At 51.0% G+C, this 25,344-nt stretch carries 25 protein-coding genes and 1 tRNA gene; 13 read left to right on the top strand and 13 right to left on the bottom strand.

Going from position 1 to position 25,344, the window contains the following annotated elements; genetic code table 11:
- Nucleotides 1-15 precede the first annotated feature (15 nt).
- The 3 genes from GOM71_RS18615 to GOM71_RS18605 are packed head-to-tail and all read right to left on the bottom strand — an operon-like array spanning nt 16 to nt 3,585.
- Nucleotides 16-843: an energy-coupling factor transporter transmembrane component T family protein gene (locus GOM71_RS18615; RefSeq protein WP_156283773.1), complete on the bottom strand. Its 828-nt coding sequence runs from the start codon at nt 841-843 to the stop codon at nt 16-18.
- Nucleotides 812-2,710, bottom strand: coding sequence for an ABC transporter ATP-binding protein (locus tag GOM71_RS18610; RefSeq protein WP_367649698.1), 1,899 nt, complete (start codon nt 2,708-2,710; stop codon nt 812-814). The genes GOM71_RS18615 and GOM71_RS18610 overlap by 32 nt, the downstream gene beginning before the upstream one ends.
- Nucleotides 2,707-3,585: a DUF8171 family membrane protein gene (locus GOM71_RS18605; RefSeq protein WP_156283771.1), complete on the bottom strand. Its 879-nt coding sequence runs from the start codon at nt 3,583-3,585 to the stop codon at nt 2,707-2,709. Before GOM71_RS18605 ends, GOM71_RS18610 begins: the two co-directional genes overlap by 4 nt.
- Before the next feature lie 218 nt (nt 3,586-3,803).
- On the opposite strand from GOM71_RS18605, the gene GOM71_RS18600 reads away from it, so the two are divergent.
- The gene (locus GOM71_RS18600) at nt 3,804-4,664 is read left to right on the top strand and encodes a MurR/RpiR family transcriptional regulator (RefSeq protein ID WP_216651777.1); all 861 of its coding nucleotides are present in this window, start codon (nt 3,804-3,806) and stop codon (nt 4,662-4,664) included.
- Nucleotides 4,665-4,698: 34 nt separating this feature from the next.
- The gene (locus GOM71_RS18595; protein WP_156283815.1) at nt 4,699-5,154 is read left to right on the top strand and encodes a NucA/NucB deoxyribonuclease domain-containing protein; all 456 of its coding nucleotides are present in this window, start codon (nt 4,699-4,701) and stop codon (nt 5,152-5,154) included.
- Nucleotides 5,155-5,194: 40 nt separating this feature from the next.
- Here the strand turns inward: GOM71_RS18595 and GOM71_RS18590 are convergent, their stop codons facing one another.
- Nucleotides 5,195-6,544: a nucleotide sugar dehydrogenase gene (locus GOM71_RS18590; protein ID WP_156283767.1), complete on the bottom strand. Its 1,350-nt coding sequence runs from the start codon at nt 6,542-6,544 to the stop codon at nt 5,195-5,197.
- A 135-nt stretch (nt 6,545-6,679) separates the two neighbouring features.
- Between GOM71_RS18590 and GOM71_RS18585 the strand changes: the two genes are divergently transcribed.
- Nucleotides 6,680-7,474 carry a glycosyltransferase family 2 protein gene (locus GOM71_RS18585; RefSeq protein WP_367649697.1) on the top strand — a complete coding sequence of 265 codons (795 nt, stop codon included), beginning with the start codon at nt 6,680-6,682 and terminating at the stop codon, nt 7,472-7,474.
- A gap of 158 nt (nt 7,475-7,632) precedes the next feature.
- Here GOM71_RS18585 and GOM71_RS18580 read toward each other — a convergent pair whose 3' ends face one another.
- On the bottom strand, nt 7,633-8,682 hold the full coding sequence (locus tag GOM71_RS18580; RefSeq protein ID WP_156283765.1) for an NAD(P)/FAD-dependent oxidoreductase: 1,050 nt from the start codon (nt 8,680-8,682) through the stop codon (nt 7,633-7,635).
- Nucleotides 8,683-8,913: 231 nt separating this feature from the next.
- Complete coding sequence (locus GOM71_RS18575; protein ID WP_173275798.1) at nt 8,914-9,885, bottom strand: RNA polymerase sigma factor; 972 nt, start codon at nt 9,883-9,885, stop codon at nt 8,914-8,916.
- Between the two features lie 646 nt (nt 9,886-10,531).
- Between GOM71_RS18575 and GOM71_RS18570 the strand changes: the two genes are divergently transcribed.
- Nucleotides 10,532-11,764 (top strand): MFS transporter, encoded by a 1,233-nt coding sequence (locus tag GOM71_RS18570; RefSeq protein WP_156283761.1) that lies wholly within the window; start codon nt 10,532-10,534, stop codon nt 11,762-11,764.
- A 292-nt stretch (nt 11,765-12,056) separates the two neighbouring features.
- Here the strand turns inward: GOM71_RS18570 and GOM71_RS18565 are convergent, their stop codons facing one another.
- The 3 genes from GOM71_RS18565 to GOM71_RS18555 all read right to left on the bottom strand — a co-directional run bounded on the left by GOM71_RS18565 (nt 12,057) and on the right by GOM71_RS18555 (nt 13,569).
- Entirely contained in the window at nt 12,057-12,371 is a 315-nt protein-coding gene (locus GOM71_RS18565) for a hypothetical protein (protein ID WP_156283759.1), read from the bottom strand.
- Complete coding sequence (locus tag GOM71_RS18560) at nt 12,358-12,813, bottom strand: MarR family winged helix-turn-helix transcriptional regulator (protein WP_156283757.1); 456 nt, start codon at nt 12,811-12,813, stop codon at nt 12,358-12,360. The genes GOM71_RS18565 and GOM71_RS18560 overlap by 14 nt, the downstream gene beginning before the upstream one ends.
- Before the next feature lie 679 nt (nt 12,814-13,492).
- A tRNA-Arg gene (locus GOM71_RS18555) sits at nt 13,493-13,569 on the bottom strand.
- A 300-nt stretch (nt 13,570-13,869) separates the two neighbouring features.
- Between GOM71_RS18555 and GOM71_RS18550 the strand changes: the two genes are divergently transcribed.
- Complete coding sequence (locus tag GOM71_RS18550; protein WP_156283755.1) at nt 13,870-14,079, top strand: aspartyl-phosphate phosphatase Spo0E family protein; 210 nt, start codon at nt 13,870-13,872, stop codon at nt 14,077-14,079.
- 4 nt (nt 14,080-14,083) lie between these two features.
- Here the strand turns inward: GOM71_RS18550 and tadA are convergent, their stop codons facing one another.
- Nucleotides 14,084-14,551: a tRNA adenosine(34) deaminase TadA gene (gene tadA, locus GOM71_RS18545; RefSeq protein WP_156283753.1), complete on the bottom strand. Its 468-nt coding sequence runs from the start codon at nt 14,549-14,551 to the stop codon at nt 14,084-14,086.
- A 220-nt stretch (nt 14,552-14,771) separates the two neighbouring features.
- Here tadA and GOM71_RS18540 point away from each other — a divergent pair, with 220 nt between their 5' ends.
- The 3 genes from GOM71_RS18540 to rluF are packed head-to-tail and all read left to right on the top strand — an operon-like array spanning nt 14,772 to nt 18,202.
- Nucleotides 14,772-16,658, top strand: coding sequence for a PAS domain S-box protein (locus GOM71_RS18540; RefSeq protein WP_156283751.1), 1,887 nt, complete (start codon nt 14,772-14,774; stop codon nt 16,656-16,658).
- 37 nt (nt 16,659-16,695) lie between these two features.
- A complete protein-coding gene (locus GOM71_RS18535) occupies nt 16,696-17,502 on the top strand; it encodes an NAD-dependent epimerase/dehydratase family protein (protein ID WP_253944915.1) in 807 nt (268 codons plus the stop codon).
- Nucleotides 17,492-18,202, top strand: a complete 711-nt coding sequence (rluF, locus tag GOM71_RS18530; protein ID WP_367649696.1) for a 23S rRNA pseudouridine(2604) synthase RluF — start codon at nt 17,492-17,494, stop codon at nt 18,200-18,202. The genes GOM71_RS18535 and rluF overlap by 11 nt, the downstream gene beginning before the upstream one ends.
- Before the next feature lie 59 nt (nt 18,203-18,261).
- Here rluF and GOM71_RS18525 read toward each other — a convergent pair whose 3' ends face one another.
- Both GOM71_RS18525 and motA read right to left on the bottom strand, forming a co-directional pair.
- On the bottom strand, nt 18,262-19,101 hold the full coding sequence (locus GOM71_RS18525) for a flagellar motor protein MotB (RefSeq protein ID WP_156283749.1): 840 nt from the start codon (nt 19,099-19,101) through the stop codon (nt 18,262-18,264).
- Complete coding sequence (motA, locus tag GOM71_RS18520) at nt 19,085-19,885, bottom strand: flagellar motor stator protein MotA (RefSeq protein WP_156283747.1); 801 nt, start codon at nt 19,883-19,885, stop codon at nt 19,085-19,087. The genes GOM71_RS18525 and motA overlap by 17 nt, the downstream gene beginning before the upstream one ends.
- A gap of 176 nt (nt 19,886-20,061) precedes the next feature.
- Between motA and GOM71_RS18515 the strand changes: the two genes are divergently transcribed.
- Together GOM71_RS18515 and GOM71_RS18510 are read left to right on the top strand one after the other, a co-directional pair.
- Nucleotides 20,062-20,355: a hypothetical protein gene (locus tag GOM71_RS18515; RefSeq protein WP_156283745.1), complete on the top strand. Its 294-nt coding sequence runs from the start codon at nt 20,062-20,064 to the stop codon at nt 20,353-20,355.
- A 142-nt stretch (nt 20,356-20,497) separates the two neighbouring features.
- Nucleotides 20,498-21,724, top strand: a complete 1,227-nt coding sequence (locus GOM71_RS18510; protein WP_156283743.1) for an EAL domain-containing protein — start codon at nt 20,498-20,500, stop codon at nt 21,722-21,724.
- Here GOM71_RS18510 and GOM71_RS18505 read toward each other — a convergent pair.
- Nucleotides 21,721-22,254 (bottom strand): GNAT family N-acetyltransferase, encoded by a 534-nt coding sequence (locus GOM71_RS18505; protein ID WP_156283741.1) that lies wholly within the window; start codon nt 22,252-22,254, stop codon nt 21,721-21,723. The genes GOM71_RS18510 and GOM71_RS18505 overlap by 4 nt on opposite strands.
- A gap of 109 nt (nt 22,255-22,363) precedes the next feature.
- On the opposite strand from GOM71_RS18505, the gene GOM71_RS18500 reads away from it, so the two are divergent.
- From GOM71_RS18500 to GOM71_RS18490, 3 genes are all read left to right on the top strand, one after another.
- Nucleotides 22,364-23,596, top strand: coding sequence for an MFS transporter (locus tag GOM71_RS18500; RefSeq protein WP_156283739.1), 1,233 nt, complete (start codon nt 22,364-22,366; stop codon nt 23,594-23,596).
- Nucleotides 23,597-24,164: 568 nt separating this feature from the next.
- Nucleotides 24,165-24,551 (top strand): VOC family protein, encoded by a 387-nt coding sequence (locus GOM71_RS18495; RefSeq protein ID WP_367649695.1) that lies wholly within the window; start codon nt 24,165-24,167, stop codon nt 24,549-24,551.
- On the top strand, nt 24,548-25,309 hold the full coding sequence (locus GOM71_RS18490) for a class I SAM-dependent methyltransferase (protein WP_156283735.1): 762 nt from the start codon (nt 24,548-24,550) through the stop codon (nt 25,307-25,309). Before GOM71_RS18495 ends, GOM71_RS18490 begins: the two co-directional genes overlap by 4 nt.
- Nucleotides 25,310-25,344 lie beyond the last annotated feature (35 nt).

Here is a 25,344-nt window from a genome sequence, read left to right as displayed (position 1 = left end):
TCGTCATAAATTAATCTACAAAGCAATATAAGAAGCGGCTGTGAACAGCGCGGCGACATACAAGAGGGATACGGCAAGGAACAGGAAGTCGGCAGGGCGCACCCGCAAATAGGCGAGCTTCAGCTTTTTGGCTTCCGGGCTGACCAGCGCATAGGTGAAGCCTTTAACCTCTAGCGCTTCTACGGTTGTGCGCGTTCGTTTGGCCGTATTCAGAATAAGCGGGTAAAAAGCATATACGGAAATGCGCGCCATATAAACGAGTGAACGCCAGCGCAGAACCCCTTTATTGGCAGGAGAACGTCCGCGCAGCCGATACGAATGAATAATATTGTGGTATTCCTCGATAAGAATCGGAAGCATCCGGTAGCCGTAAGAAACGCCAAAGCTGAATTGTCCGGGCATGCCAAGCGACAGCAGCGCGTCACTCAGCTTTTCCGGGTCCATACTGTTGAAGACGGCAATGCTGGACAGCGAAATGATGAGCAGCTTCAGCGTCAGCGTCATCATCGGCCATACGGCGTCCAGGCTGCCGCCGAACAACAGCGAGCCGGCGAGAATATAGCCGATTTCGCTGACGAGGCCGACGCCGAGAATAATCAGGACAAGCGGGCTCACCTTCGAAGACAGCGTCAATACGATCATGGGCACAAGCAGACCGAGCAGAACCGCTTTGTTATGAATGAACCAAGGCGCAACAGCGAAAAAAGAGTACCAGATGAGCAAAATGCGCGGATCGAACTTGGATAACAGCGTCGACTGACGGCCGAAGGCCGTGCGCATCAGCTCGATCTTGATTTGCTCAACGCTTAGCTTATCGAGAATGGTTTGCTTCATCGCTTCCATGAGCAGCTGCTCCCTTCTTGCGTGCGAGCCATAGCGGGCGCAGTGCACGGGTAATAAATTCATCAACGGACAGGCAAGGCGGCTGCATGCCCAGCTGAACGCTTAACTGCGTAATTTGCGGCGCAACGAGACCGGTCTGCTCAAGCAAGGCAACGCGTGAAAATAAATTGCGCACATCGGTATCGAGCGCGATTTGGCCATTGTGCATTACAATGACCCGGTTAGCCCATTCCGCTACAAGCTGCATATCGTGAGTTGCGATGATGACGGTACGCACGCGGTCCTTCAGCTGCGTCAGCATAGCAGTCATCTCGCGGCGGCTGGATGCGTCCAAACTGGCAGTCGGCTCATCGAGCAGCATAACGGTCGGACGCATCGCCAATCCGATCGCGAGCGTCGCCCGCCGCTGCTGGCCGCCGCTCAGCAAGCGGCCGTCGCGGTGCTCCAGCTCCTTTAAGCGCAGCCGTTCGATGATCTCATCGACGAAAGGACCAAAGTCGGGAACCTTTCTCGCCCGCAGGAAATATTCGATGTCCTTGCGGACGGAGTCCTCGATAAACATTTCCTCCGGGTTTTGATAAATGTAAGAAACCGAATCGGACAGCTGCTCCGGCGAAGTCCGGCTCGTGCTCATGCCGCATACGCGAAGGTCGCCTTCGTTAGGCTGACGTATGCCGGAAATGAGCTTTAGCAGCGTCGACTTGCCAGCGCCGTTATTGCCGACGAGCGCGATCCGGTCGCCTTCGCGCAGCGTCACGTCGATGTTTCGCAGCACCGGATGGAGCGTGCGGGCAATCGTTTTGTAGCCGTATGAAACGTTGCTGAACGTAATCGTCGCTTCGTTGGAAGCGGGAGCGGCATCTGCGCTGCTCTCCTCTTCCGGGATCACTTCCTGCGATCCCGTCCAGATGCCGTCGAGCCCGGCCGTCTCTAATCCGTTGAAATGACGGCGAGCGTCCTCCATCGTGACGGGCAACAGCAGCGTCGAGCCGCCGCTGCTGTTGCCGCCTGCCCCCATGCCCACGCCCTGCACGCCGGTCATGCAGCCTCTAGCGGCGAGCGTCACCTGCGGCGGCAAAATGTGGAGCGATTCGAGCTCCTCCACCGACGAAAGCGCCTCTTGAGTCGGTTTAATCCAGCGCACCGTTCCTCGATCCATCAGCACGACACGGCTGCAGTAATCGGCAATAAACTCGGTATGATGCTCAATGACGATAATGGTTTTGCCATGCTGCTCGTTCAGCAGCTTGAGCTTTTCATAGATAAGCCGTGCATGATACGGGTCAAGCTGGGCGACCGGCTCGTCGACGATAATGATGTCGGGGTCCAGCGACAGGGCGCCAGCCAGTGCGGTCAAATGCTTCTGCCCGCCGCTTAATTGCCAGATCCACTGCTCCTTCAAATGCTCGATGCCGAGCATGCCCAGCGCGCGAGCACCGCGTTCGCGGTAATCGGGATAGCCGTAATTAAGCGGCGCAAAGCAAGCTTCGTCGTAGACAGTCGGACGAACGAGCTGATTTTCAAAATCCTGAAACACGTAGGCCGTCTTGCGCGATAAGGAGGCGACCGTTTCATCTGCGGCCTTTAATCCGGCAACCGTGATAGCGCCTGTAAGATCGCCTACATAATAGTTTGGAATGAGTCCGTTTAAACATTTGCAGAGCGTCGATTTGCCGCTGCCGTTCGTACCGGCGATGGCGATTAATTCGCCGGCTTGAATCGTCAAGTTAACGCCGTGGAGCGAAGGCGACTCCGCTCCGGGATAGGTGAAGCTAACGTCGGTGAGCTGTATGATCGCATCGGCTGACTGATTAGGTTTTACATTCATATGAGCCGAAGCCGCTATGGCAGGAGTAGCTGTTCTCAAAGCTTCGCATCCTCCACAGATTTAGCCATCGTGCGCTTGCGAACGGCTGCCAAAATCGTTATGATCAGCACCAGCAAAGCTGCGCCAACGCTCACCCACATAAAGCCGCTGCCGTATTGCTCGAGAAACTCTGGCTCCCACACGGCAAAGTTAATATCCGATTCGGATAAAAACTCGCCAGCCATGCCGATAAATACGAAGAGGATGGATACGATCAGCAGGCGCGGCGTCATCAACTGGCTGAAGGATGCTTTGATGCGGCTGTCGCGCGGCTTCAAGCCAAGCAGCGGCTCGATTTTGCCGTAAAGGCGCGGCACCAGATACAGCGTAGGCAGCAAGGTGAAGAAGATGCCGGTAATGACCATTGCATTTAGGAAGCTTAAGCCTTCGATCAGCACGATACTCTCTGGAATGCCGGGCACCGCCTCCAATTCTTCAATGCCAAAGCCAACCTTGGCGATGTCGACGATGGCGCTTAACAGCTGGTCTATGCCCACGGCGGTAAAAGATGCGAGCGCCAGCTGCTTTCGGTTGCGCGGATCGCTTACAAGCAAACCGCCTATGTACATCGCAAGCGAGAATTCGATGAATTTCTCCAGCTCGCCTAACCCGCCGAATTGGCCGAGCAGCAGCTCGCCGAAGATGACCTCGCCGAAAGACGCGCCGATCGCGGCATAAAGCGGATGGAACAGCACGCAGAGCGTAAGCGGAATAAATGCGAAATACTCGACTTTCAATTCGATGGGGCCAAGCTTCAGCTCGGGGATAAGCTCCGAAAACATGTTGGAGATGCCGTAAAGCGACATCGACAGAATGAACACCATCAGCTTTTGAGATTGGGTTAACTCATACCGGCGTTTTAACGCAGAGACCATTCCTTTTTCCTCCTAAAAAGTTTTGGGAAGCATTATTCGCTTCGAAAGCATCGAAAGCTGTGCTTCTTCCACAATATAAGGAAACATTGTTAACGGAACGTCAGTCCCATGTTTAGTTTGTGTAAAATAATTATCACAACATTAATTTATGAAATAAAACTTTCATTACATTGCAAAAGTAGCTATAATGACGGCATAAACGATACCGAATCGAAGGAGTGGCAGAACATACGATGGCGTCTATTCGACTTGATCTGAATGCAGAGGGAATGTCCAAAAGCCAGCAGGCAATCGCCAATTATGTAGCGGGAGCGCTGCAGCAGATTCCTTTTTCCACGGAGGAGGACATTGCAAAGGCGGTGGGCGTAAGCACCGCAACGGTATCCCGGTTTTGGGCAGCAATCGGCTTTGACAACTTAAAAGCGTTCAAAAAGCATTTGCAGGAAAGCGAGCAGGAAACTCCGGCGGGCAAAATGAAGCATATCCTTAGCAAGGTGGATGCCGAAGAAGCCGATGTGATAGCGGAAATTACGGAAATAGCCGCAACAAATTTGACGGTATCGGCGGAACGAATCGACCGCAGCCATTTTTCGAGCGCGGTGAAGTCGCTGTATAAAGCAGATACGATCTATGTATACGGAACAGGCGCGTCGGCCTGTGTGTCGGAGCTGTTAAGCTTCCGGCTGGGGCGGATTGGCAAGCGAGTGATCGTAATGGCGGGAAGCGGCAGGCAGCTGCTGGAGACGCTGGCTCATGCGGGCGCAGGAGATACGGTGCTCCTATTCGGCTTCGTCAAGCGCTCGCCTGAATTAACCGTACTGCTCGAGCATAGCGATCAAGCTGGTTATACAACCGTATTGGTGACGGATCTCCTTGTATCGGATATGCTGGCAGAGAGCGATATCGTTCTGCAAATCGATCGCGGCGCCGCCCACGGCTTTCATTCCATGACCGCGCCAATCGCGCTCGCAGAAGCGCTGGCAGTCGGAGTAACAAAGCTTGGCGGCGGGCAGGCGCTAGATCAACTGGAAAAGCTTCAGCGGCTTCGCCGGCAATATGCCGCGCTGCTTCCCAAGTAAAGCGGCTTAGATCAACAGGAGGAATTGCATCATGATGAAAAAAGGAATCCATTTGTTAGCAGCGGTAACCATCTTGATTGTTTTGGCCGTTATTTTACCGAAGCTGAATTTGGAGACGGTTGACGTAACGGGAGTCTCGAAGCCGGAAGCGACTGCGAGTGAAGACGTCGATTACAAGTTGTATTTTCCGGCGGATCGTTACCCGGAGACAGCGAAGCATATTGAAGATGCGATCGCCGCAGGCGAACCGCAAGTTTGTACGATTGACCGCGACGGAGCAGAGGAGAACCGTAAGGATTCGTTAAAGGATGTCCCGACTAAAAAAGGTTATGATCGCGACGAATGGCCGATGGCCATGTGCGCGGAGGGCGGAGAAGGCGCCGATATTGAATACATAACGCCATCGGACAACCGGGGAGCAGGGGCTTGGGTGAGCAATAAGCTCGATGAGTTTCCAGACGGTACACGAGTGGAATTTATCGTCCGCTAGGCACGTTGTCCGGTGAATGCGACATATATTGAACGTAAACTTATTGGGCGGCAGTATTAGTATTGTCACCCAGCCGCACGATGCGCGCTTTGGACGAAGCGAGTTGTTTAAACGCGTATCGGGTATCGAAAATAAGACGGCTGTGCGAGGCAATAAAATCTGCAGGCATGACGGAATGATCCGTGCCAATGAGTACGCAATCGGCTTGTTCGAGCTCCTCTTCCGTAAGCTCGACGCTGTGCATCCAGGTTCGGTCATTTAAGCGGACGGACGGCGCGCAGGGGTCATGATAAATCACGATTGCGCCTCGCCCCAGCAGCTCGTGAACGATAGCGAGAGCGGCCGACTCCCGGGCATCGCCAATATCTTTTTTATAGGTGATGCCATAGACGAAAATACGGGCGCCTGCCAGCGGACGGTCCGCAGGCAGAAGCTTTTCCAACCGATTGACAATCGATGCCGGCAACGCGTCGTTCAGCTGCTGCGCCAGCTTGATGAACTGGCTCGACGCTCCGAATTGTTCGGCCTTCCATTGCAAATACAACGGGTCGATCGGGATGCAATGTCCGCCGATGCCGGGGCCGGGATAAAACGGGCTAAAGCCGTAAGGCTTAGACGACGCGGCCTCGATAACCTCCCAGACATTTAGGCTCAGCTTCTCGCATATTTCCGTAAATTCATTAATGAATGCAATATTGATGAACCGGTAGCTGTTCTCCAGCAGCTTGGTCGTTTCGGCTGCTTCCGTCGATGAAACGGCGACGACTTTGTCGAATAGCTGCTCGTAAAGCTGCTGCACATGCGCCAGGCATTGTGCCGTCACGCCGCTGACCACCTTCGGAATGCTCAGCAGACTGGCGTTGCGGTTGCCCGGATCGATTCGTTCGGGCGAGTAGGCGATATACAAATCTTCGCCAGCGCGCAGCCCGCCTTTTTCCAGCAGCGGCTTAACGACCTCTCTTGTCGTTCCGGGATAAGTGGAGCTTTCCACGATTACCAATTGTCCGGGCTGCAGCAGCGGGTAAAGCCGATGGCACGCATCTGTCAAATAAGACAAATCGGGGCCATGGCTCGCGGATAGCGGGGTCGGCAAGCATATTACAATTGCGTCGGAACCGAGCAGCGCGGTATATTCCGTCGATACGCTCCATCTGCCCGACTCTCCCGCAGCGTCGAGCACGCCGTCCGCGATGTCTTGAATATAGCTTTTTCCTTCATTGATGGCGTTTATTTTTGACGGATCCAGGTCTACGCCGACGACCGTAAATCCTTTTTTGACGAAAGCCATAGCTAACGGCAGTCCGACAAAGCCAAGGCCGATAATGCCGACCTTGCTTTTTTCCGCGCGGGGACTGTTTGCGGCGGAGCTTATGGCAGTTGCTTCATTCATGGTTTCAATCAGCCCCTTTCTTCCTCTCAATCGACTTCTGCTATTCTATTAAAATATTAATAAGACAGACTGTGCGGCACGATATTTGACTCATATGGAAAGTCTATTTTCTCGAAAAAGGAGAGGGGAAACACGGTGGATTATAATGCCGTTCCAGGCGTCACCATCATTACCTCGACAATTCGTCCACAGTTTATGCAACAGATTTTTCAAAACTACGCACGTCAAAAATGGGTGAAAAAAGAATTAATTATCGTTCTTAACCGCAACAAAATCAGTATCGAACCTTATTTGCAACTGGCGCAGCAATATCCGGGCGTTAGAATACTGCGCCAGCCCCAATCGAAAAATCTCGGAGCGTGCTTGAATTTTGCGGCGGCACGCGCGCAATATACGTATATCGCCAAATTTGACGACGACGATTATTATGCGCCGAGCTATATTCCGGAGGCGATGGCGTTGTTCCGGAAGGTGAAAGCGGATATGGTGGGCAAACGAACCTGTTTTTTCTATATGCCGCACCGTTCGTTGCTTCTCCTGCGCCAAATGCCGATCCGCCCTTACAGCCGATGCCGGAAAATCGCCGGAGCAACCATTATGTTTCATCGCCGCGTGTTCAATAAGGTGAAGTTTTCGACGCAGGTGCGGCAAGGTACGGACGTCCGTTTTGTATCGGCGTCTGTTCGCAAAGGTTTTCGAGTATTTACGACATCGCCTTATAATTTTGCGGCGATTCGCCGGGCCAACCGATATTCGCATACGTGGAAAATTAGCGATCAAAGGTTGCTCGGGTCTAAGAAGAGGCTGCTTATCCGAACCGGCGATTATAAGAGACATGTCAACCGATCGTTGGATCAGCTAAAAGGGATTCGGGCATATCCGGCGCCGCAGCCTCTTTATGGGAAGGATAGTTTGCCATACAGCTTATAGAACAAATACGGCAGGGGTTGCCCTAAAGCTATCTATAACGGCTTTGGCAGCATGACCCCGAGTTCAGCAATTCTCTCTCTCTTGGTGAAAGTTATTAAGTCGATAAAAAAACCGTGCGATTATGCACGGTTTTATGCGATGAAGGCATCCTCTGCCCGTTAATGTTCGCTATCGTCTACTGCGACGCCAAGCTGACGATTCTTTTCTTTAAATTTCGCATTGTGGGAGGAAACATAAGCGACCTTATCGGCCGCAGGATCAATGTACAGCTTGGCGCTGTTGAGCGCGTTAACCGCGTCGGGGAACGTGCCTGCGATCAAGTGAATCTTGCTGTCATGCTTGACGAAATCGCCTGCTGCAAAAATGCCTGGAATATTCGTTTCCATCTTGCTGGACACGTTCGCGTTCCAGTCGCCCATATCGAGTCCCCATTCTTTAATCGGCCCGAAGTTATAGCGGAGTCCGTGATTGACGATGACCGCATCAACTTCGATGGTTTGCTGCTCCCCTGATTCCGTATGACAGATCGCCACTTTGTCGATATCAGCGCCGTTGCTGCTGTGAAGCGACTCGACGGCGTATGGCGTAAGCACATTGGCCGAGGAAGCTTTCATCTTGGCCACATTTCGCTCATGACCGCCGAATTGGTCGCGGCGGTGGACAACGGTTAATTCTGTTGCAAGCGGTTCAATCGCGTTAGCCCAGTCGACAGCGGAGTCGCCGCCGCCGGAGATGAGCACTCTTTTGCCCCGGAAAATCTCCAATTCCTGAACCGTATAGTGCAAATTGCTGACCTCGAATCGGTCGGCGCCCTCAATTTCCAGCTTGGCTAATTGGAGGATACCATAGCCAATAGCCAGCACCACCGTGCGCGTCCAGTGACGCTCACCCGCAGCCGATGTCAGAATGAACGTATTGTCGGGCTGACGTTCATAAGAAGTAATGTATTGGCCAAGCACAATCGTCGGATCGAACGTTTTGGCCTGCTGAACCAGTTGCTCGATCAGTCTGCTGCCCAGCGTAGGCGTCAGGCCGCCGACGTCCCAGATCATCTTCTCGGGATAAATCAGAACGCGGCCGCCAAGCTCGTCGCTCGCTTCAATCAGCTTCGTCTTCAAATCCCTCATCCCGCTGTAGAAAGCGGTGTACATGCCTGCGGGACCTCCGCCGATGATCGTGACATCAAATAGCTCCAGCTGTTCGCTCATGTCGTAGACTCCTTATATTTAACTGCCTCAATCGGGCATAGTTGTTATAAGCATATATCCCATTTTATTTGATAACGATTATCATTGTCAATTTTTAATAGCAAAAAGGCTGTCTTCTCAGGTCGTTGCGACCCGGGAGACAGTCTTTTCTGTTGAAGCTAAGCTTCCAATTGGCAGCGGGCGAGCATTTCTCCCCAAGGCGCGATGCCCTCTTCTTGAAAACCGATTAGATCATCCTGCCCAATTCCAAGGCTCTCTTGGCAAGTCCGTTTCAAGGGAAGCCGCTTCCATGAACTCAGGGCAGAAATAATAGCCGCTGATTTTGATAATCTTGTCATTCTCTATTTCAAAAGAAAGCACTTCGTTTAATTGTGCCGGGGTACTATTCGGCGCGACATTCGCAAAGATAACCGCCTGTTTGCCCCACAGCTCGCGTGTAAACGCCTGCAGATTTTGATTTTCATAGTGTTTAGGATGATGTGAGGCATTCATGATCGTGTCCCGTCCGTATTCCTGACTGCCTTGAGCGACAAAGCTGAATACCGCGTGGTCTGCCAGCAGCTGAGCGATGCCGTTGAAATCGCGTTGGTTAAAGCAGGATACATATTGCTGGATGATGTCTTGATGCTTATCCGAATTTGCCGAGGCCATCGCCAGCGTTTTTGCTGGATCGCCGGTATCCCGCATCTGTCTTAATTTCTTTCTCGCCCGGAAAAGCAGTCCCGTTACGGCTCCTTCTGTCGTTCCGATAATTTCAGCAGCCTCAGCCGCCGTAAATCGGAATGCATCAATGAGAACGATGGCGGCAATTTGACGCGGAGGCAAATATTGCAAAAGCTTCTCGAAAGCTTCGTGCAGCTCGAAGGGATCAACGGCTGCGACATGTCCAACATAGGCTTCATCCATATATTCTTCTGGTGCATGCTTTCGTTTACGGCATGTATCAATCCAATGGTTGGTTGCTACCCGGAAAAGAAATGATTTCGGATGAATCGGCTGTTGCCGATGTGAAAGAGCGGATAATGAAGTAAACAATTTGAGGTAGGTGTCCTGAAATAAATCTTCTGCATCCCAAGGCGACCTTGTAATCTTTAGACAATACCGCCATAAGTCATTCCGGTACGGATTCATAATGGCACAAAACTGATCGAAATAAGGCTTTGTTGCATCTCCAAGCTTTTGTAAATCAGTTTGTTGGGTCATGAATGAGTGAACCTCCATCGCGTTTTTCTATAAAGACGTATGAAGGCGGTACATATTTACGCTGTACTTCACCTTATTTTTCATTCGACATCCGCCCTTTCTGTCATTTCGTATTGCGGAGGGGCTGCGTACGCATCTCTATCATACGGCATGGAAACAAAATTTTACAGGATTGAGTATACTTCATGCACTTTGCGTCATATTATATGACGTGTAAAAGTTCCCTTACAGGTGAAAACCAGCTGAAACAACTAATTTAAAAATTTTATGTAATATTAGTTGACATCAGTTATAAGGGAAGTTTATAGTATCAATATAAGAAAGTGATACTTGATCTTGAACGACACAATGTTGTGTCACCCCCCTAAGGCAATGGAGCCTATCCCTTACAGTATTGTAGACGGATAGGCTTTTTGTGTGCAGTTATTGAAAACAACATGAAAAAAGTCAGTTACGATGGCGTGACTGCAAGGGCAAAGAGGCCGATTAACCGAATTCGCGACTGCGCGGGTTCTGTCAGTCGGCCCTTATTGTTCAGGCGGGATTTGATTTTATTCTATATTGGAGGGATCGACGAACCGAAATGCTGCTTTGCCGAAGAAAAGGATAGAAAAAATGAATGGATAATGAAGGGGAGGAAAAAAATATGGATGCAAAAAGTTTTCGTAAGGCGGGTCACACACCGAGTTTGTTGTCAGCTTTTCTCTACTTTGATGTAAGTTTCATGATTTGGGTGTTCTGTGGAGCGTTGTCGCTCTACATTACGAAAGATTTCGGTTTGACGGATACGCAGAAAGCGACGATGGTCGCGATTCCGATTCTGGGCGGTTCCTTCTTCCGGATTCCAATGGGAATTCTGGCGGACCGTATTGGCAGTAAAAAAACAGGCTTGATCGGGATGGCGATCACAATCGCGCCGCTAATGTGGGGATGGCTTGGCGGAACGAGCTTGCTGCAAATTCACTGGATCGGCTTCTTGCTTGGCGTGGCAGGCGCAAGCTTTGCGGTTTCGCTCTCGCTGGCTAGCCGCTGGTACCCGCCGCAATACCAAGGTCTGGCAATGGGCATTGCCGGAGCAGGGAACAGCGGTACAGCATTGGCTACATTCTTCGGACCGCAATTGGCGCAAGCGTACGGCTGGCATAACGTTTTCGGCATGGCAATTATTCCGCTTGTTATCGTAATGATTATTTTTGCACTGATTGCGAAGGATGCTCCAAATTCGGAAGCTCCAAAAACGTTGAAGGATTACACTAGCGTATTTAGAAAGGCGGATACATGGTGGTTCTCCTTGTTCTATGCGGTTACGTTCGGCGGCTTTGTCGGATTTGCTAACTACTTTGCGATTTTCTTCTATGACGTATACGGCGATGCGGCAGTAGCAGGCGGTTTGACGAAGGTTCAAATCGGTTACCTGGTTACAATAACCGTTATCGCGGGCAGCTTCTTCCGTCCGATCGGCGGCTGGATTGCGGACAAAATCGGCGGCATGCGGTTCCTGACGATGCTTTTCGCAGTCGTTACGCTCAGCTTGTTCGCTATCTCCACAATGCCTGGCTCGTATCTTGTTATGTTGCTGTACACAAGCATTATGATGGCGTGCCTTGGCATGGGCAACGGTTCTGTATTCCAAATCGTTCCGCAACGCTTTTCCAAAGAAATCGGGATCGTAACGGGTATCGTTGGCGCTGCAGGCGGCCTTGGCGGGTTCCTGTTGCCGAAATATATCCTCGGTCCATTGAAAGAATCGACAGGCTCCCATGTTGCGGGCTTCTTGGTTATCGCATGCATTGTCATGGTGACGACACTCATTTTCTACGCGGTTACACGTTCGTGGAAAAAATCGTGGGCAACGACCAACAGCGGCGTTAACTTCTAAATCTTCATTTTAAAATAGCCTTCCGGCAAAGCTCTTGGCTTTGCCGGAAGGCTATTTTGTTGATTGATGCCGTTTCGTATGCGTCTGTGACTTCTGTCCGGGATTGGAAGCCTGCAAATATGCAGTTTTCAAAACGGACGCAACAAAATATAGTACAAATTCCGCGATCAATACAGCTGTGCTCGAGTTGACAGTGAGTTGGGCGTCACGAGCGGAAATCGAACAAGCTGTTTTCTCTTCACTTCCTCCCACGTCGTATCGCTCAAATTTTTTTGAAATGCCATACGAACACCTACCATCCAAATGTGAGCAAGGTATAGAAAATAAAACCGAGAGATACAAGTCCGGATATAAGATTTAACGCGATTACGGCCTTGTTCGAGCAACGATGTTTAAGGAGTCGATAGACGGTAAACAAGATTGTCGCCATTGTAACTACAATCATGAACCTTCGCAGCCAGAGCATATTTTGCATCGTAGACATCATCGAAGCGGAGCTTCCGAGGAATAATAGAATGATCATATGGAGCCAATGATGGGATGCTGCCAGAATGGAAAGAATGACCGATATAATCGGGGAGACGACGGGCGTTTTAACTTTTGCCACTGGTTTCGCTCCTTTCTTTCAGAAGAGCGGCGTTCATTAATTGGAACCCCTCAATTACCTTCTGCTGATCAAGCCCATCCATATGGTTAAGTATGCTTGTATAATAAGACACCGATTGCTCCCGTACCTTGGTCAGCGCATGAATCCCTTTTTGCGTTAAAGAAAGCAGCACCTCCCTGCGGTTCTCTTCATTGGTCTCGCGATGGATGAACCCTTCCTTCACCAGCTGATCCGCCAAGCGGCTTACGGATGAACGCTCAAGCAGCAGCTTTTCCGTCAGTTCATTTAACGTCAGTCTGTGATGCTCCAGTTCCTGAAGGGCCATCACTTGCGATACAGAAAGCGGAAAGCCGCACGGTGTCACATGCTTATCTTGCAGTCCAAATAAACGGACGAACTTTTGAACGTCTAGCCGAAGCTGTAATACCGCTTCTTTTTCCATTATTTAACGCCTCCTTATGTGTGTATAATACAACAGTTGTAAAATACACGCAATAGTCAATAAAGAACCGGCAGCTCTGCAAGGGCCGGCCTTTAAAAACCTCTGCCTGCGTTCGCGACTATAGCGTACGATTAATTTGCTCATGAACCTCAAGGTGAAGAACCGCCTATTTCAAGGCGGTTGAACTGAACGGATTGAACTAACGTTTCCCGTTGGTCAATCACCAATAACTCTTTTTCTATTATCAATGGAATATTTACGTGTACCTTTCGAGGCAAATTTAGTCCATTGCTCATGATAGATATAAAACATTTCTCCAAAGTTAAGTCCTTCAGGGTATGTATCTACAAACTGTAATTCTTCAATCTCATATTGAGGCAAAGTCTCAAATTGATATACGTCTGCAAAAAAAATCATTCCATAGCTGCCGTTCCAAAAATATACTCCAAATGGTTCAATACCCAGTCGGGTCTATAGGTAGGAATTGTCTTTTTTGAAGTAGCAGTGATTACTCCCGGTTGGGGCTTCTTTAAACACTGCGGCTTCATCATAACCATTTTTCAGCTAAAATTTTGGCGCCCGGAAAACTGAAGGCGGGATTTTCTAAATCTTCTGCGAATTGCGCAATCGGTAAATAAAAAGAACCGCAAACTGATGCGGTTCTTCAACATTTTAAATATGGCGCGCCCGATACGATTCGAACGTACGACCTGCAGTTTAGGAAACTGTCGCTCTATCCTGCTGAGCTACGGGCGCGCAGCAACTCTTATTTTAGCATGGCAGCTTTTGGGGTGCAACTTCGTATCTGTTCGCCATGGAATTAGGCTTGCGGCATGGGGTTGTTATGCCTAGCCAGAGCTCATTTTTGGTATGGCTACCGATAATAGTTAGTCGTTTTGGACTAGAACTTTTGGAAGTTATGCCAGCAGCTGTCGAATAATGCCTGAAAATTGTATCTTTCTGTCGACAGGTTTTTACAAACACCTGACATGAAAAAAAGTATAATGTTCGTATTACCACATGAGTGCTGATAAGGAGCGTGCCCCAAAGCGAGCTATGGACAAAACGATACTGCTTAATCAATTGCAATCGCTGCGGCTGAAGCTTCATGAAATCGCTGAGGCACGCGGCAGTTTGACAGATCCGGATGTGATCGCGATTAGCGAAGAGGCGGATGAATTAATTGTGGCGTTGCAGCAGCTGCAACGCGCCCGACTCATTGAACCTCCGCTCCGCACTTATCCAGACAACTTCCAATCCAAATAAAATATTATTTTTGCTTGCGCAGCTTTCGGAAGAACTGGGTCAGCAGCGTTGCACACTCCTCTTGGAGGACGCCGCTGGTCAGTTCCGTTTCGTGATTAAACCGAGGCTCTTGCAGCAAGTTCATCAAAGTGCCGGCGCAGCCGGCCTTTGGATCCCCTGTTCCGTATACGACCCGTTTGATGCGCGATTGGACGATTGCGCCGGCGCACATGGGACAAGGTTCCAAAGTGACATATAGCGTACAATCCAGCAGTCGCCATGCGCCAAGCTTGTCGCATGCCTCTCGGATTGCGACCATTTCGGCATGAGCCGTAGGGTCATGATTGATTTCTCTTAAATTGTAGCCGCGGCCGATAATTTCGCCATCTTTGACAACAATGGCGCCGATCGGCACCTCGCCGATAAGCTCCGCACGACGCGCCTCTTCTATTGCATGCCGCATCCATGCTTGATCTTCTTGCTCTCTAATCATTGCAAATATACCTCCATATTAGATTAAAGCGGTAAATGTATAATTATGCATCGAACAAATATTCCGTTGTTAACATGTAGTGGATAATTCTGTGGATAACTATATGATTGTCCACAAAGATACACACAAACTATTCGAACCATATGTGGATGCATTGTAGATAACGTGAATAACTTGTGGATAAGAACAGTCGAATTCTTACAAAGGAAGTGTTGCATCATTGTCATTCAAAACTAAGTTTTCCATTATTATTACACTTATTATCATGGTCGTGTTCCTCGTTATTGTTATTGTGGACGAAATATCGGCGGTGCGCAATATGGAGCAAGAGGCTAACAAGGAAATGAGAGTCATTGCGACCCAGTTTTCAAGTACGATAGCTGAAGAAATGCGGTATTCCGAACAGAGTGGGGGGAATTTATATTATAACGCAGCAGGTAAGCTGCAAAGTATTGTGGATATGTTGAAGAAGACCGATCCGCAAATTTTGGAGGTTTCCGTGTTTGTTCATCGTTCCGACGTATCCGAGGGGAATAGCTTGAGCGTCGAGGAGCAAGCCCGGCCGTATGTAGCTTTCGGCGACTACAATTATCGCGATGAGTCCAACGATGCGGCCAAAATAGCGCAAGCAGTTAAAGAGCAATATGTCGTTCGAGAGGTCATGCTGCTTGACCGGGAAGTGCTTAAAAGCTATTACAGCAGCGGGCCGTCGTCTCCCTATGTCGTTGGCATCGTATACGATTGTACCGGATTTCATCAAATAGTCGATCTCAAACGGATGAGGGCGCTTCAGCATGCCGGGTTTATTTTTTTATTCGCATGGGTTAGCAGTTATTTGTTGTCCGGGGTGCTGCTGCGGCCGCTTCGCGATATTTTGTGGAAAGTAAACGAGGTTTCGCAGGGGCGGTTTGACTCTGTTATACAAGTGCATGGGAAGGATGAATTTAGTCTTCTCGGGCTGAAAATAAATGCGATGTCGCAAAATCTCACCATTTATATGGACAAGCTGCGCAAAGCGTTCGAAGACAATCGCAGAATGAATAATTATTTGCAATCCTTCATTAATCATACGAGCGATGCGATTCATGTCGTCGATCTGGAAGGGAGAATTACGCAAGTCAACCATGCGTTCGAGCAGCTTTTTGGCTATACCAGCGAGGAGGCTGTGGGCGGCAATTTGCAGCTTATACCGGATTCTCATCGTTCGGAGATGAAGCTGATCATCAATTCCTTGCTGTCAGGGAGGGTATTGCCGGCGCAGGAGACGGTAAGAGTTACGAGAACAGGCGAGATTATTCCGGTCAGCGTGACAGTGTCGCCGATTCGTAACGACCAGGGCGCGGTTCAGGCATTCGCCAGCATTACGAGAGATATGAGAAGCCGTAACCGGATGGAGGAGCTATTGCGCCATTCTGAGAAACTGACGACTGTCGGGCAGCTGGCTGCGGGTGTGGCGCACGAAATTCGCAATCCGCTAACAACGCTCAGAGGCTTCCTGCAGCTGCAGCAGCAGAGCCAGCAGCTGAAATTGGAGCATACTGCGCTCATGCTGTCGGAGCTGGATCGGATCAATCTAATTGTAGGCGAGTTTTTGATTTTGGCTAAGCCGCAGGCAACTCGGTTTGCGACCAAGGATGTCCGGAACGTGCTAAAGGACGTCATGTCACTGCTGGACAGTGAAGCCAATATGTATAACGTTGTGTTTACGACTTCCTTTACAGACAGCCCATGTCTCGTTTCTTGCGAAGAAAACCAGCTTAAGCAGGTTTTCATTAATTTGTTGAAGAATGGCATCGAGGCGATGCCGAGCGGCGGACGCATTCATTCGCACATCGCGGTCAAAAACGAGCAGATTACAATCGCAATTACGGATGAGGGCATCGGCATTCCGGAGGATATGATTCCGAAGATCGGCAATCCGTTTTTCACGGGCAAGGAAAGCGGTACGGGGCTTGGCATGATGATAAGCCAGCGCATCATACATAGTCATCAAGGGTTGATGGACATTCAAAGCCAGGTGAACGTTGGAACGACGGTAACCATTACGCTCCCGGCTTTGAATAACGAGCAGAATGAAGGTATACTGAACGTAATGGAACAATCATAACGCAACGCAATCATTAACTATGGCGGCGGGTGAGCAAATGGCGGAAGCAAAGGAAGCGTATCATACGAGCCGAAACCAGACGGCTCGCGGAATGTTCGGAACGTACCGCTGTCTGTTGGCGGGTGCGACAGGTATGGTTGGAGGGGCATTGTTAAGGCAGCTTCTTGCGGATCCAGCCTGCAGCGCAGTCACTGTTCTGGCCAGAAGGCCGTTGGAGCTTAAGGATGCGTCGCTGGATCGGTCAAAGCTCCGCGTCATCATTGCGGATTTCGATTGTTTAGGAGATGCGCTGGACGATGTCGCGGTTGACGTCGTTTTTTGTGCGTTAGGGACAACGATCAAGACGGCCGGCTCTCAGGAGGCGTTCCGTAAAGTGGATTATCAATATCCGCTTGAGCTTGCCAGATGGGCGGAGCTTTCGGGCGCGAAGCACTATATGGTAATAACGGCGATGGGCGCGTCGACAAGCTCGGCGTTTTTTTATAGCAGAGTAAAGGGAGAATTGCAGGAGCGTTTGGCGGAGCTGCCGCTGGAATCGATCCATTTCTTCCAACCGAGCTTATTGCACGGGGAACGGCAGACGTTTCGTCTGGTCGAGTCTATTGGAGCGGTGCTGTCCAAAGGGATAAGCTGGCTGTTGGTCGGGCCGTTGCGTCCGTATCGTCCGATTGCGGGGGAGGCGGTGGCGAGCGCAATGCGCGCGGCCGCAAGGCAGGCGGCGTCAGGAAAGCCGGCGCATCAGGCGCACGGCGAAAACAAACGGCCGACAGTCTATACGTATCCGTCGGATATGATTGCGGCAATGGCAGTACATACAGATGGGGTGAACAGCAGTGCGGATTAACAAGTTTATTAGCGAGACCGGTTTCTGCTCCCGCCGCGAGGCGGATAAGCTCGTAGAGAGCGGCCGAGTGACGATTAACGGCGTCAAAGCGGAGCTTGGCAGTCAGGCGGAGCTTGGCGACGATGTGCGTATCGACGGCAAGCGGATCGGCGAGCAGAAGCGCCATGTTTATATCGCTTTGAATAAGCCGGTAGGCATTACGAGTACGACGGAGTTGCATATTCCAGGAAATATCGTAGATTTCATCGGGCATCCGGAGCGCATCTTCCCGATTGGACGGCTGGACAAGGACTCCGAGGGGCTCATACTGCTTACGAATGACGGCGATGTCGTCAATCCGATCTTGCGTTCGGAGGGCAAGCATGAGAAGGAGTACATCGTGACCGTCGACCGTCCTGTGACGGACGAGTTTATTAAAGGGATGTCGAGCGGCGTTAGAATTTTGGGGAGCATGACGCTGCCTTGCGTCGTTACTCGCATAGCCCAGCGAACGTTCCGTATTATTCTGACGGAAGGGAAGAACCGGCAAATTCGCAGAATGTGTCAAGCTTACGGCTATCATGTCCACAAGCTGAAGCGCATTCGCATTATGAATATTGAGCTGGGGGAGCTCGCGACGGGCCGCTGGCGCGATCTGACGGATGAAGAACGCGAGAAGTTGTTTCACACGCTTCAGTACGAACCGGCCTCTTTGGCGTAAGAACAAAGAAACCTGACTGTTCGCCGCTTGCAATGAGCGGCCAGTCAGGTTTTTTTGTGTTACTGTTTCGGCGTTGCCGGCACTTGCTGCGCTTTCTCTTGATCGACGTACTTCCGGATAATCGAAACTTCTACGCGGCGGTTTTTCGCACGGCCGTCGATGGTGTTGTTCGTTGCAACCGGGCGATATTGCCCGTAGCCGATTGCGCTGAAGCGTTCCGGTTGCAGATTGGCGTTCTGCAGCAGAACGTCCATAAAGCGGATGGCGCGGGTAGAGCTCAGATCCCAGTTCGACTTGAACTCATGCGTGGAAATCGGCTCGTTATCCGTATGTCCAGCTACGATAATCTCATATTCAGGGTATTGCTGCAGCATCTTCGCGATCGCTGAAGCAAGCTCTTCCGAGTCATCCTTCAAGTCGGCGCTGCCGGAAGCGAACAAAGCATTGTCGCTAATTGTAATCATCAGCTGCGATTGGTTCAGCTTCGTCTCCAGCTCTGTCGTCAGGCCGTTCTTCTTAATGTAATTATCGAGGCTGCGCTTGAGCTTCTCGAGGTCCTCTTGCTCTTTCTTCCGGAGCTCTTCAAGGCGAGCTTCTTCTTCAGATTTCGATTCCGACTTCGAATCTTTCTCTTTGTCTTCTTCTTGGTCTTCATTGATGATTTCTTCTTTTTGCTGTCCCTTCTGAATGATGGAAGGGTTATCCAAAACACCGACACCGTCGTTTAATGCGATGTTGAACGCTTGGCTTAATTCTTCGAATTTCTTTACGTCAACGGAGCTCATGGAATAGAGAACGATAAAGGTTGCGAGCAGCAGGGTGAGCAAGTCGGCATAAGGGATGAGCCAGGACTCGTCGATATGCTCCTCGTGATCGCCATGTTTACGCTTTTTGCTCAACGGCTCTTTCCTCCTTCTCCCGCAGCTTGACGCGCTCGGTTGGAGTCAGGAATACGGAAAGCTTCTGGTTAATCGCAATAGTGGAAACGCCCGACTGGATGGAGAGCAAGCCCTCGACCATCATCAGACGGATTTCAATCTCGCGTTTCGACAGACGCTTCAGCTTATTGGCAATCGGATGCCAAAGGACGTAACCGGTAAAAATACCGAGCATCGTTGCAATGAAGGCGGCGGCGATCGCATGAGCGAGATGATCCATGTCGCTCATGTCCGCCAATGCGGCAACGAGACCGACAACGGCGCCGAGTACCCCGAGTGTTGGTGCGTATGTACCCGCTTGCGTAAAAATGAGCGCGCCTGCTTTATGGCGTTCTTCCGTAGCGGAAATGTCCTCAAGGAGAACGTCGCGAACGAAATCCTGATCATTGCCGTCAATGATCATGCGCATGCCGTTGCGGAGGAATGCGTCTTCGATGTCATCTACTTTAGCTTCAAGAGCAAGCAAGCCTTCGCGGCGAGTGATGGAAGCCCACTCCATAAAGCGGTCGATCAGCTCGACGCGGGCAATCAGCTTTTGCTCTGTAAATACAATTTTGAACAATTTTCCGGTTTTCGAAAGCTCCGATAATGGGAAGGCGATAAGCACGGCTGCGACTGTTCCGACTATAATAATCATGAAGGCGGCGGGATTCAGCAGGTTTTCCAGACCGGCACCCTTTAACACCATACCTACCAAAACAGCGACAAGCCCGAGCACAACACCTAATATCGTAGATTTTTCCATAATACACCCCGTCCAGTACGTATTCGACATTTCTCTACTTTTTATATCGACAGGAAGTATTAATGAGATTAGACTTAATGCATGAATTGAAGCGTTAAATTTCATAAAATGCGGCAAACTGATCGTATGAGGCATCGTTGCAGGCGATCAAATATAGACAAAGGCGGTTGTTCAAAATGGGTGTTAGACATGCCAGAGAATATGCGGATATATTGAAGGAGCTGACGGAAGCGGTCGGCGCGATCGAGCGCAGCTATACTTTTTTTGAGATGGAAGAGGAGGAGTGGGAGGCGCTTGGCGCGGAGGAGCGTCACGAGGTGATGGAGGCGCTGGCAGACGATGTGTTCTTCGGTCTGGGCGAGCAGTCGGTTATCGCGGTCGGCGACGGTGAAATCACGTATCATGCGAAGCATCATGTTATTGAGGTTTCTCAGGGAGATAAAGTAACGCGAATGGTTCGTCTCGTTTAAATTTGAAGGAATTTCGACATATTCGGAGAATAGGCGGCAGATAATCTGCCGCTTGTTTACATTTATTGTCGATTAATATATCATTATAATCAATATTATGATAGATATAATGACATGTTAGTGACACGGGAGAGAGCGCGCAATGAACGACTTAATTATAAATATCGGCTTGCCTAAAGCGCTCGGTTTGGATGGCGAACAATTAAGAGCGTTCTACCAGCCGATCATTGCGATGGATACGAGAAGAATTGTTGGTTATGAGGTGCTCGGGAGGGCTTGCAAGGAGGATGGGGCGGCTCGCAGTCTCGGTTCGTTTTTCTGCAACGAAGCGGTGCCGGTCGAGGACCATATCGTTGTAGACCGCATCTTGCGGGAACAGGCTATGAAGAAGCTAAGCGAGCTCGATCAGCCGCCGCTTCTGTTCCTTAATTTGAAGCCCAATTGGATATCCCGGTATGCGGAATCGGGAGAGCTTTACACGCTGTCTCTTATTGATAAATACGGAATAGATCCGCGCCGCATCGTCATCGAGATTACGGAGGAGAGCTTTAACGGCTCACGCGAGCAGCTGCGCAAGGTTGTCGATCTTTATCGGTCAAGAGGCTGCTTGATTGCAATTGACGATGTGGGAAGCGGCTTCAGCAGCACGGGGCGGATTGCTCATATTCAGCCGAATATTTTGAAAATCGACATGCATATGATCAAGCGGAGCGCCACCCATGACGGTTATCTTGGGGCGTTGCGATCGTTCTCGGCGCTCGCGGAGCAGATTGGCGCATCTCTGCTTGCGGAGGGCGTAGAGACGAAGGACGATTTGGAACGGGCAATCGAGGCTGGCGCCCGCTATGTGCAGGGCTTTTTGTTCTCGAAGGCGGAGCCTGAGTTCCAGAAAGCGGATCGCTTTGCGCCTTTGCTTGAGGGAGAGCTGGAGGCGCATATGCGAAAATATCTCCAGACGGAGCAGTATTGGCAGGAACAGTCGGAGCAGCTTGCCGCTCAGATTGATTTGACGCTGATCCATGACGGCGATTTTGAAATGTATGATACATGGATTCGCGAATTGCTGCCGAAGCTGCAGGAGGACTGCATTCGCGTGTACCTATGCCGGGGCGACGGCATACAGTTGTCCTCCAATTTCGCCCGCGAAACGCAAGAGGGATGGCGGCAGGAGAGGGAATATGTCAGTGCCAACTGGAGCTGGCGGCCGTATTTTGTGCCGAACCTGGTCCAGTTTAACGGACGGCGGCAGACGATCGTGTCCAGGGTCTATGCCGATTTGGACTCGCATGCCTGGATTCGCACCATCTCTGTATTGGCCGAAAATGGCCTTATTTTGTTCGCGGACATGAAGGTTCCGGAAGCGGTCTAAGATCGCGGCAACGGTGATTGAAAAAGCATGCAGTGGAATTCGGCTGCGCCGCGCGGCGTCGCGCGAATGTAAGTATCTTCTATAACGAAGCCTGCTTTCTTGTAGGCGCGGACGGCTCGGTGGTTCCAGGTCAGCACCTCGAGATCGACGGCATTGCCGGGCGATAGCCGTAATGCCTCGCGGGTGATGAGGGATGTTAGCGCCGGCCCGATTCCGCGGCTGCAAAGGTCGGGGCGCAGGCCTAGGCCGATCCGAGTAACGCCGACGATCGGAAAAAGCTGAGCAAAGCCGATCAATTGCCCTTGAGCGTCGAGAATCGCTTTATACTGCTGTTGTCTAAGGACGGGATCGCCAAATTCGATTCCGTCCTTTTGCATGCGTTCCCAAGACGGCCATTCGTACATGCGGTAGGGCGCTTCATACTTCCAATCGCATAGCTGCTCTGCATGGATATTTTCAAGCGGAATGATGGTCATGGCTATCGTTTCTGGTTTATAATATAAGGATGCGGCATCGGATTGCGATGACATTTGGGGCGGACAACTCCCTTACTATAGAAGCAAATGATTGCAATGCAGAACAGGTTCTATTATTATACGCTACTTCTTAGAAGAGCAGCTAGGTCAAGGAGATTGTAACATGCGGAAATTGTTGTGGCTCGGTTGCCTGTCTTATTTGGTGATTGGACTGGCCCATGTCGTGGGCGGAGCTGTACTGGAGCAAATGATGATGAAATACGGCTTGTCGTATAAAGACGGCGGGCAATGGATCATGAATCAGTTTCTTGGTTTCCTTGTCGGCGTTTTGCTTGCCCCGACGATAACGTCCAAAGCAGGGAAAAGAGGCGGCGTGCTTATTGCAATCGGGATATTGACGATAAGCGAGGCGGCGTACAGCTTGCTGCCGTCTTGGGGGCTTATGCTGGCGATTGCGCCGCTGGCGGGCTTCGGTTTCGGAATGACGGAAGCGGTTGTCGGCGCGATGGTCATCGATATGGCCGCTCAGGACGGCAAGGCGTCGGCGATGAGCAAGGTGGAGACGTTTTTCGGCGTCGGCGCTTTTCTGATGCCGACGATGGCAGGACTGCTGATCAAGTATGACATATGGCAGCTTTCTTTTCCGATATTGTCCGCGCTTTCGGGCATAACGTTTATTTTATGGCTTACGATGTCGTTTGGCCCGCTTGACGATCGGATTGGCTTTCATGCGAGAGTGTCTGCTGAGACGGCTGCGGGGCCTCAGGGGAAAGCTTCCGTTTCATCTGGTTTGCTTGGCTACCAGCCGAAGGCATTTGGGTTCATTGTGCTGGCGGCGTTGTTCTTCATGGTCTATGTGGGAATGGAAATGAGCTTCTCCAATTACTTGCCGTCTATTCTCATCGAACGCTCGGATATTGCTGCCGGGAGCGCGCCTGCCGCGCTTAGCTTGTTCTGGGGCATGATGATTGTCGGGCGTTTGTTTGCGGGACGATTGGCGGATCGCGCCGGCTATGCGCGTTACTTGCTTGTTGCAACAGCTGGTGCTGTCTGCGTCTTTATCGGATTGGGAGCTGCGGGCAGCTTGAACGTGATGCTCGTGCTGATCGGCTTAAGCGGCTTGTTCTTCTCCGGCATATTTGGCATAGCGCTCGTCTATGCAACGGAGAAGACGCCGAGCATGACGGAGCGGACGACGAGTCTGCTCGTCGCATTCGGGGGACTTGGCGGCGCATTTTTTCCGCGCGTGACCGGATGGCTGATGGATCGTTACGGCGCAGGCAGCACCTTGTGGATGATCAGCGGCTCGATCGTTCTTATGCTTGCGCTGCTGCTGCTTATGCTTATGCAGGGGCGCCGCCAGCTTGCGGGCCGAGGGGTGAAGTCGGAGGCATGATCGATCAAGTTAGCTATGAGGGCAAATGAGGTTTTGAAATGAGAGGCATTCAGACGGCGAGGAGCCGTTTGGATGTCTTTTTTTAGTTTGTTTTGTTTTGTCCGGCGTGGTGTATGTTGCTGGAGAGGCGACCGCGGCGACCGCGGCGACTGCGGCTGTGGCGGCACCCGGTGGGGGGATTGCGAAGCAGGTTCGCTGATTAGCGAAGGCAGATTCGTTGGAATGGGCGTTTGAAGGTGAGCAGCAATGAATAGCGAAGCCAGTTGCGCTAATAGCGAATACAGATTGCCGGATAGCGAAAACAGCTTCGCTCGGGGCTGTCGCCGTCCGATTTCGGCGGCGATTAGCGAAATTTACTTCGTTATACTGCGAAGCAGGTTCGCTAAAAAGCGGACAGCGGCAAGTAGAAAGGCAGTTGTGTTCGGCGGACGGGAGGGGGCTAGGAGCTGAGAGATGGAAAAGGACTTGATAAAATGAAGCAGAATCGTTATAGTATAATTGTAAAATGAAACACTGTTTCATTAAATGAAACATAGCTTGCTTTATCGAACGAAAGGCGGCGATGGCAGTGGCGTTTGAATTTGCAGGGATTGATCATGTTCAATTGGCAGCTCCCGAGGGGTGCGAACCGGCAGCTCGCGCTTTTTTTGCCGGATTGCTGGGTTGGCCGGAAATCGAGAAGCCTGAGCCGCTTCGACAGCGCGGCGGCGTGTGGTTTCAATGCGGCGTCCACCAGGTGCATATCGGCGTACAGCTCGATTTCGTGCCGGCGCGCAAGGCGCATCCTGCTTTTGTGCTGCGTCGATTAGAGGCGCTTCGGGCGAGGCTTGAAGAGAGCAATGTTGAGATCATTGCTGACGACAGTCGGGCGGACGAAGGCGTAGAGCGATTTTTCGTCCATGATCCGTTTGGCAATCGAATTGAGTTTATGGAATGGGAGAGTGGCGCGCAATGAGCAAAGACAGTAAAGAACGGTTTTCGGATCGCGCAGATCTGTATGCGAAATACCGCCCAAGCTATCCGCCAGCGGCGATTGACTGCTTATTCGAGGAAGCGGGAGCGCGGCCGGGGGCGATCGTCGCCGACATCGGATCGGGGACCGGAATTTTCTCCAAGCTGATGCTGGAACGAGGCTGCGAGGTCATCGCGCTGGAGCCGAATCAGGAGATGCGGCTAACGGCGGAGCGCGAGCTGGCGGAAATGCCCGGTTACCGCTCTGCGGCGGGAGCTGCTGAAGAGACGGGGCTTAGTGCTGAATCGGTTGATCTGATCGTCTGCGCCCAATCGTTCCACTGGTTCGATCGTCCAGCCGCGCAACAGGAGTTTCGCCGAATACTGAAGCCGTCCGGAAAAGCGGCGTTAATCTGGAATTCGCGAAAAACGGGCGGAACACCGTTTCTTGAGGGCTATGAACAGCTGCTGCGGCATTATGCTGCCGATTATGAGAAAATGACGCATAAAAATATATCCGCGCTGGAGCTAAGGCCGTTCTTCCGCAATGGTGAAATGAATGTCAGACGATTTACGAACAGCCAGCTGTTTAACCAAGAGGAGCTTATTGGCAGAGCATGCTCGTCTTCCTATGTTCCTGCCCCGGGGCAGCCTAACCATGATAAGTTAAAGGAAGGGCTGATCGAGCTATTCGCGCGCACGAATGTTAATGGGCGTGTAAGCTTCGATTATGAGACTGAGGTATTCTGGGGCGAAGTGTAGCAGCGCGATAAATAATAAAGCCGCAAACCGTACAT

The sequence above is a fragment of the Paenibacillus sp. NEAU-GSW1 genome, assembly GCF_009737085.1.
GTDB lineage: Bacteria > Bacillota > Bacilli > Paenibacillales > Paenibacillaceae > Pristimantibacillus.
Note: the sequence above shows the minus strand (reverse complement) of the source record. Positions and strands in the feature narration are given on the sequence as shown.

What these genes read in the sequence shown, in the direction of transcription:
- GOM71_RS18615 (WP_156283773.1), bottom strand. Translation starts at nt 843, where the DNA reads ATGGAAGCGATGAAGCAAACCATTCTCGATAAGCTAAGCGTTGAGCAA.
- GOM71_RS18605 (WP_156283771.1), bottom strand. Translation starts at nt 3,585, where the DNA reads ATGGTCTCTGCGTTAAAACGCCGGTATGAGTTAACCCAATCTCAAAAG.
- GOM71_RS18595 (WP_156283815.1), top strand. Translation starts at nt 4,699, where the DNA reads ATGAAAAAAGGAATCCATTTGTTAGCAGCGGTAACCATCTTGATTGTT.
- GOM71_RS18590 (WP_156283767.1), bottom strand. Translation starts at nt 6,544, where the DNA reads ATGAATGAAGCAACTGCCATAAGCTCCGCCGCAAACAGTCCCCGCGCG.
- GOM71_RS18580 (WP_156283765.1), bottom strand. Translation starts at nt 8,682, where the DNA reads ATGAGCGAACAGCTGGAGCTATTTGATGTCACGATCATCGGCGGAGGT.
- GOM71_RS18575 (WP_173275798.1), bottom strand. Translation starts at nt 9,885, where the DNA reads ATGACCCAACAAACTGATTTACAAAAGCTTGGAGATGCAACAAAGCCT.
- GOM71_RS18570 (WP_156283761.1), top strand. Translation starts at nt 10,532, where the DNA reads ATGGATGCAAAAAGTTTTCGTAAGGCGGGTCACACACCGAGTTTGTTG.
- GOM71_RS18560 (WP_156283757.1), bottom strand. Translation starts at nt 12,813, where the DNA reads ATGGAAAAAGAAGCGGTATTACAGCTTCGGCTAGACGTTCAAAAGTTC.
- GOM71_RS18550 (WP_156283755.1), top strand. Translation starts at nt 13,870, where the DNA reads ATGGACAAAACGATACTGCTTAATCAATTGCAATCGCTGCGGCTGAAG.
- tadA (WP_156283753.1), bottom strand. Translation starts at nt 14,551, where the DNA reads ATGATTAGAGAGCAAGAAGATCAAGCATGGATGCGGCATGCAATAGAA.
- GOM71_RS18535 (WP_253944915.1), top strand. Translation starts at nt 16,696, where the DNA reads ATGGCGGAAGCAAAGGAAGCGTATCATACGAGCCGAAACCAGACGGCT.
- motA (WP_156283747.1), bottom strand. Translation starts at nt 19,885, where the DNA reads ATGGAAAAATCTACGATATTAGGTGTTGTGCTCGGGCTTGTCGCTGTT.
- GOM71_RS18515 (WP_156283745.1), top strand. Translation starts at nt 20,062, where the DNA reads ATGGGTGTTAGACATGCCAGAGAATATGCGGATATATTGAAGGAGCTG.
- GOM71_RS18510 (WP_156283743.1), top strand. Translation starts at nt 20,498, where the DNA reads ATGAACGACTTAATTATAAATATCGGCTTGCCTAAAGCGCTCGGTTTG.
- GOM71_RS18505 (WP_156283741.1), bottom strand. Translation starts at nt 22,254, where the DNA reads ATGTCATCGCAATCCGATGCCGCATCCTTATATTATAAACCAGAAACG.
- GOM71_RS18500 (WP_156283739.1), top strand. Translation starts at nt 22,364, where the DNA reads ATGCGGAAATTGTTGTGGCTCGGTTGCCTGTCTTATTTGGTGATTGGA.
- GOM71_RS18490 (WP_156283735.1), top strand. Translation starts at nt 24,548, where the DNA reads ATGAGCAAAGACAGTAAAGAACGGTTTTCGGATCGCGCAGATCTGTAT.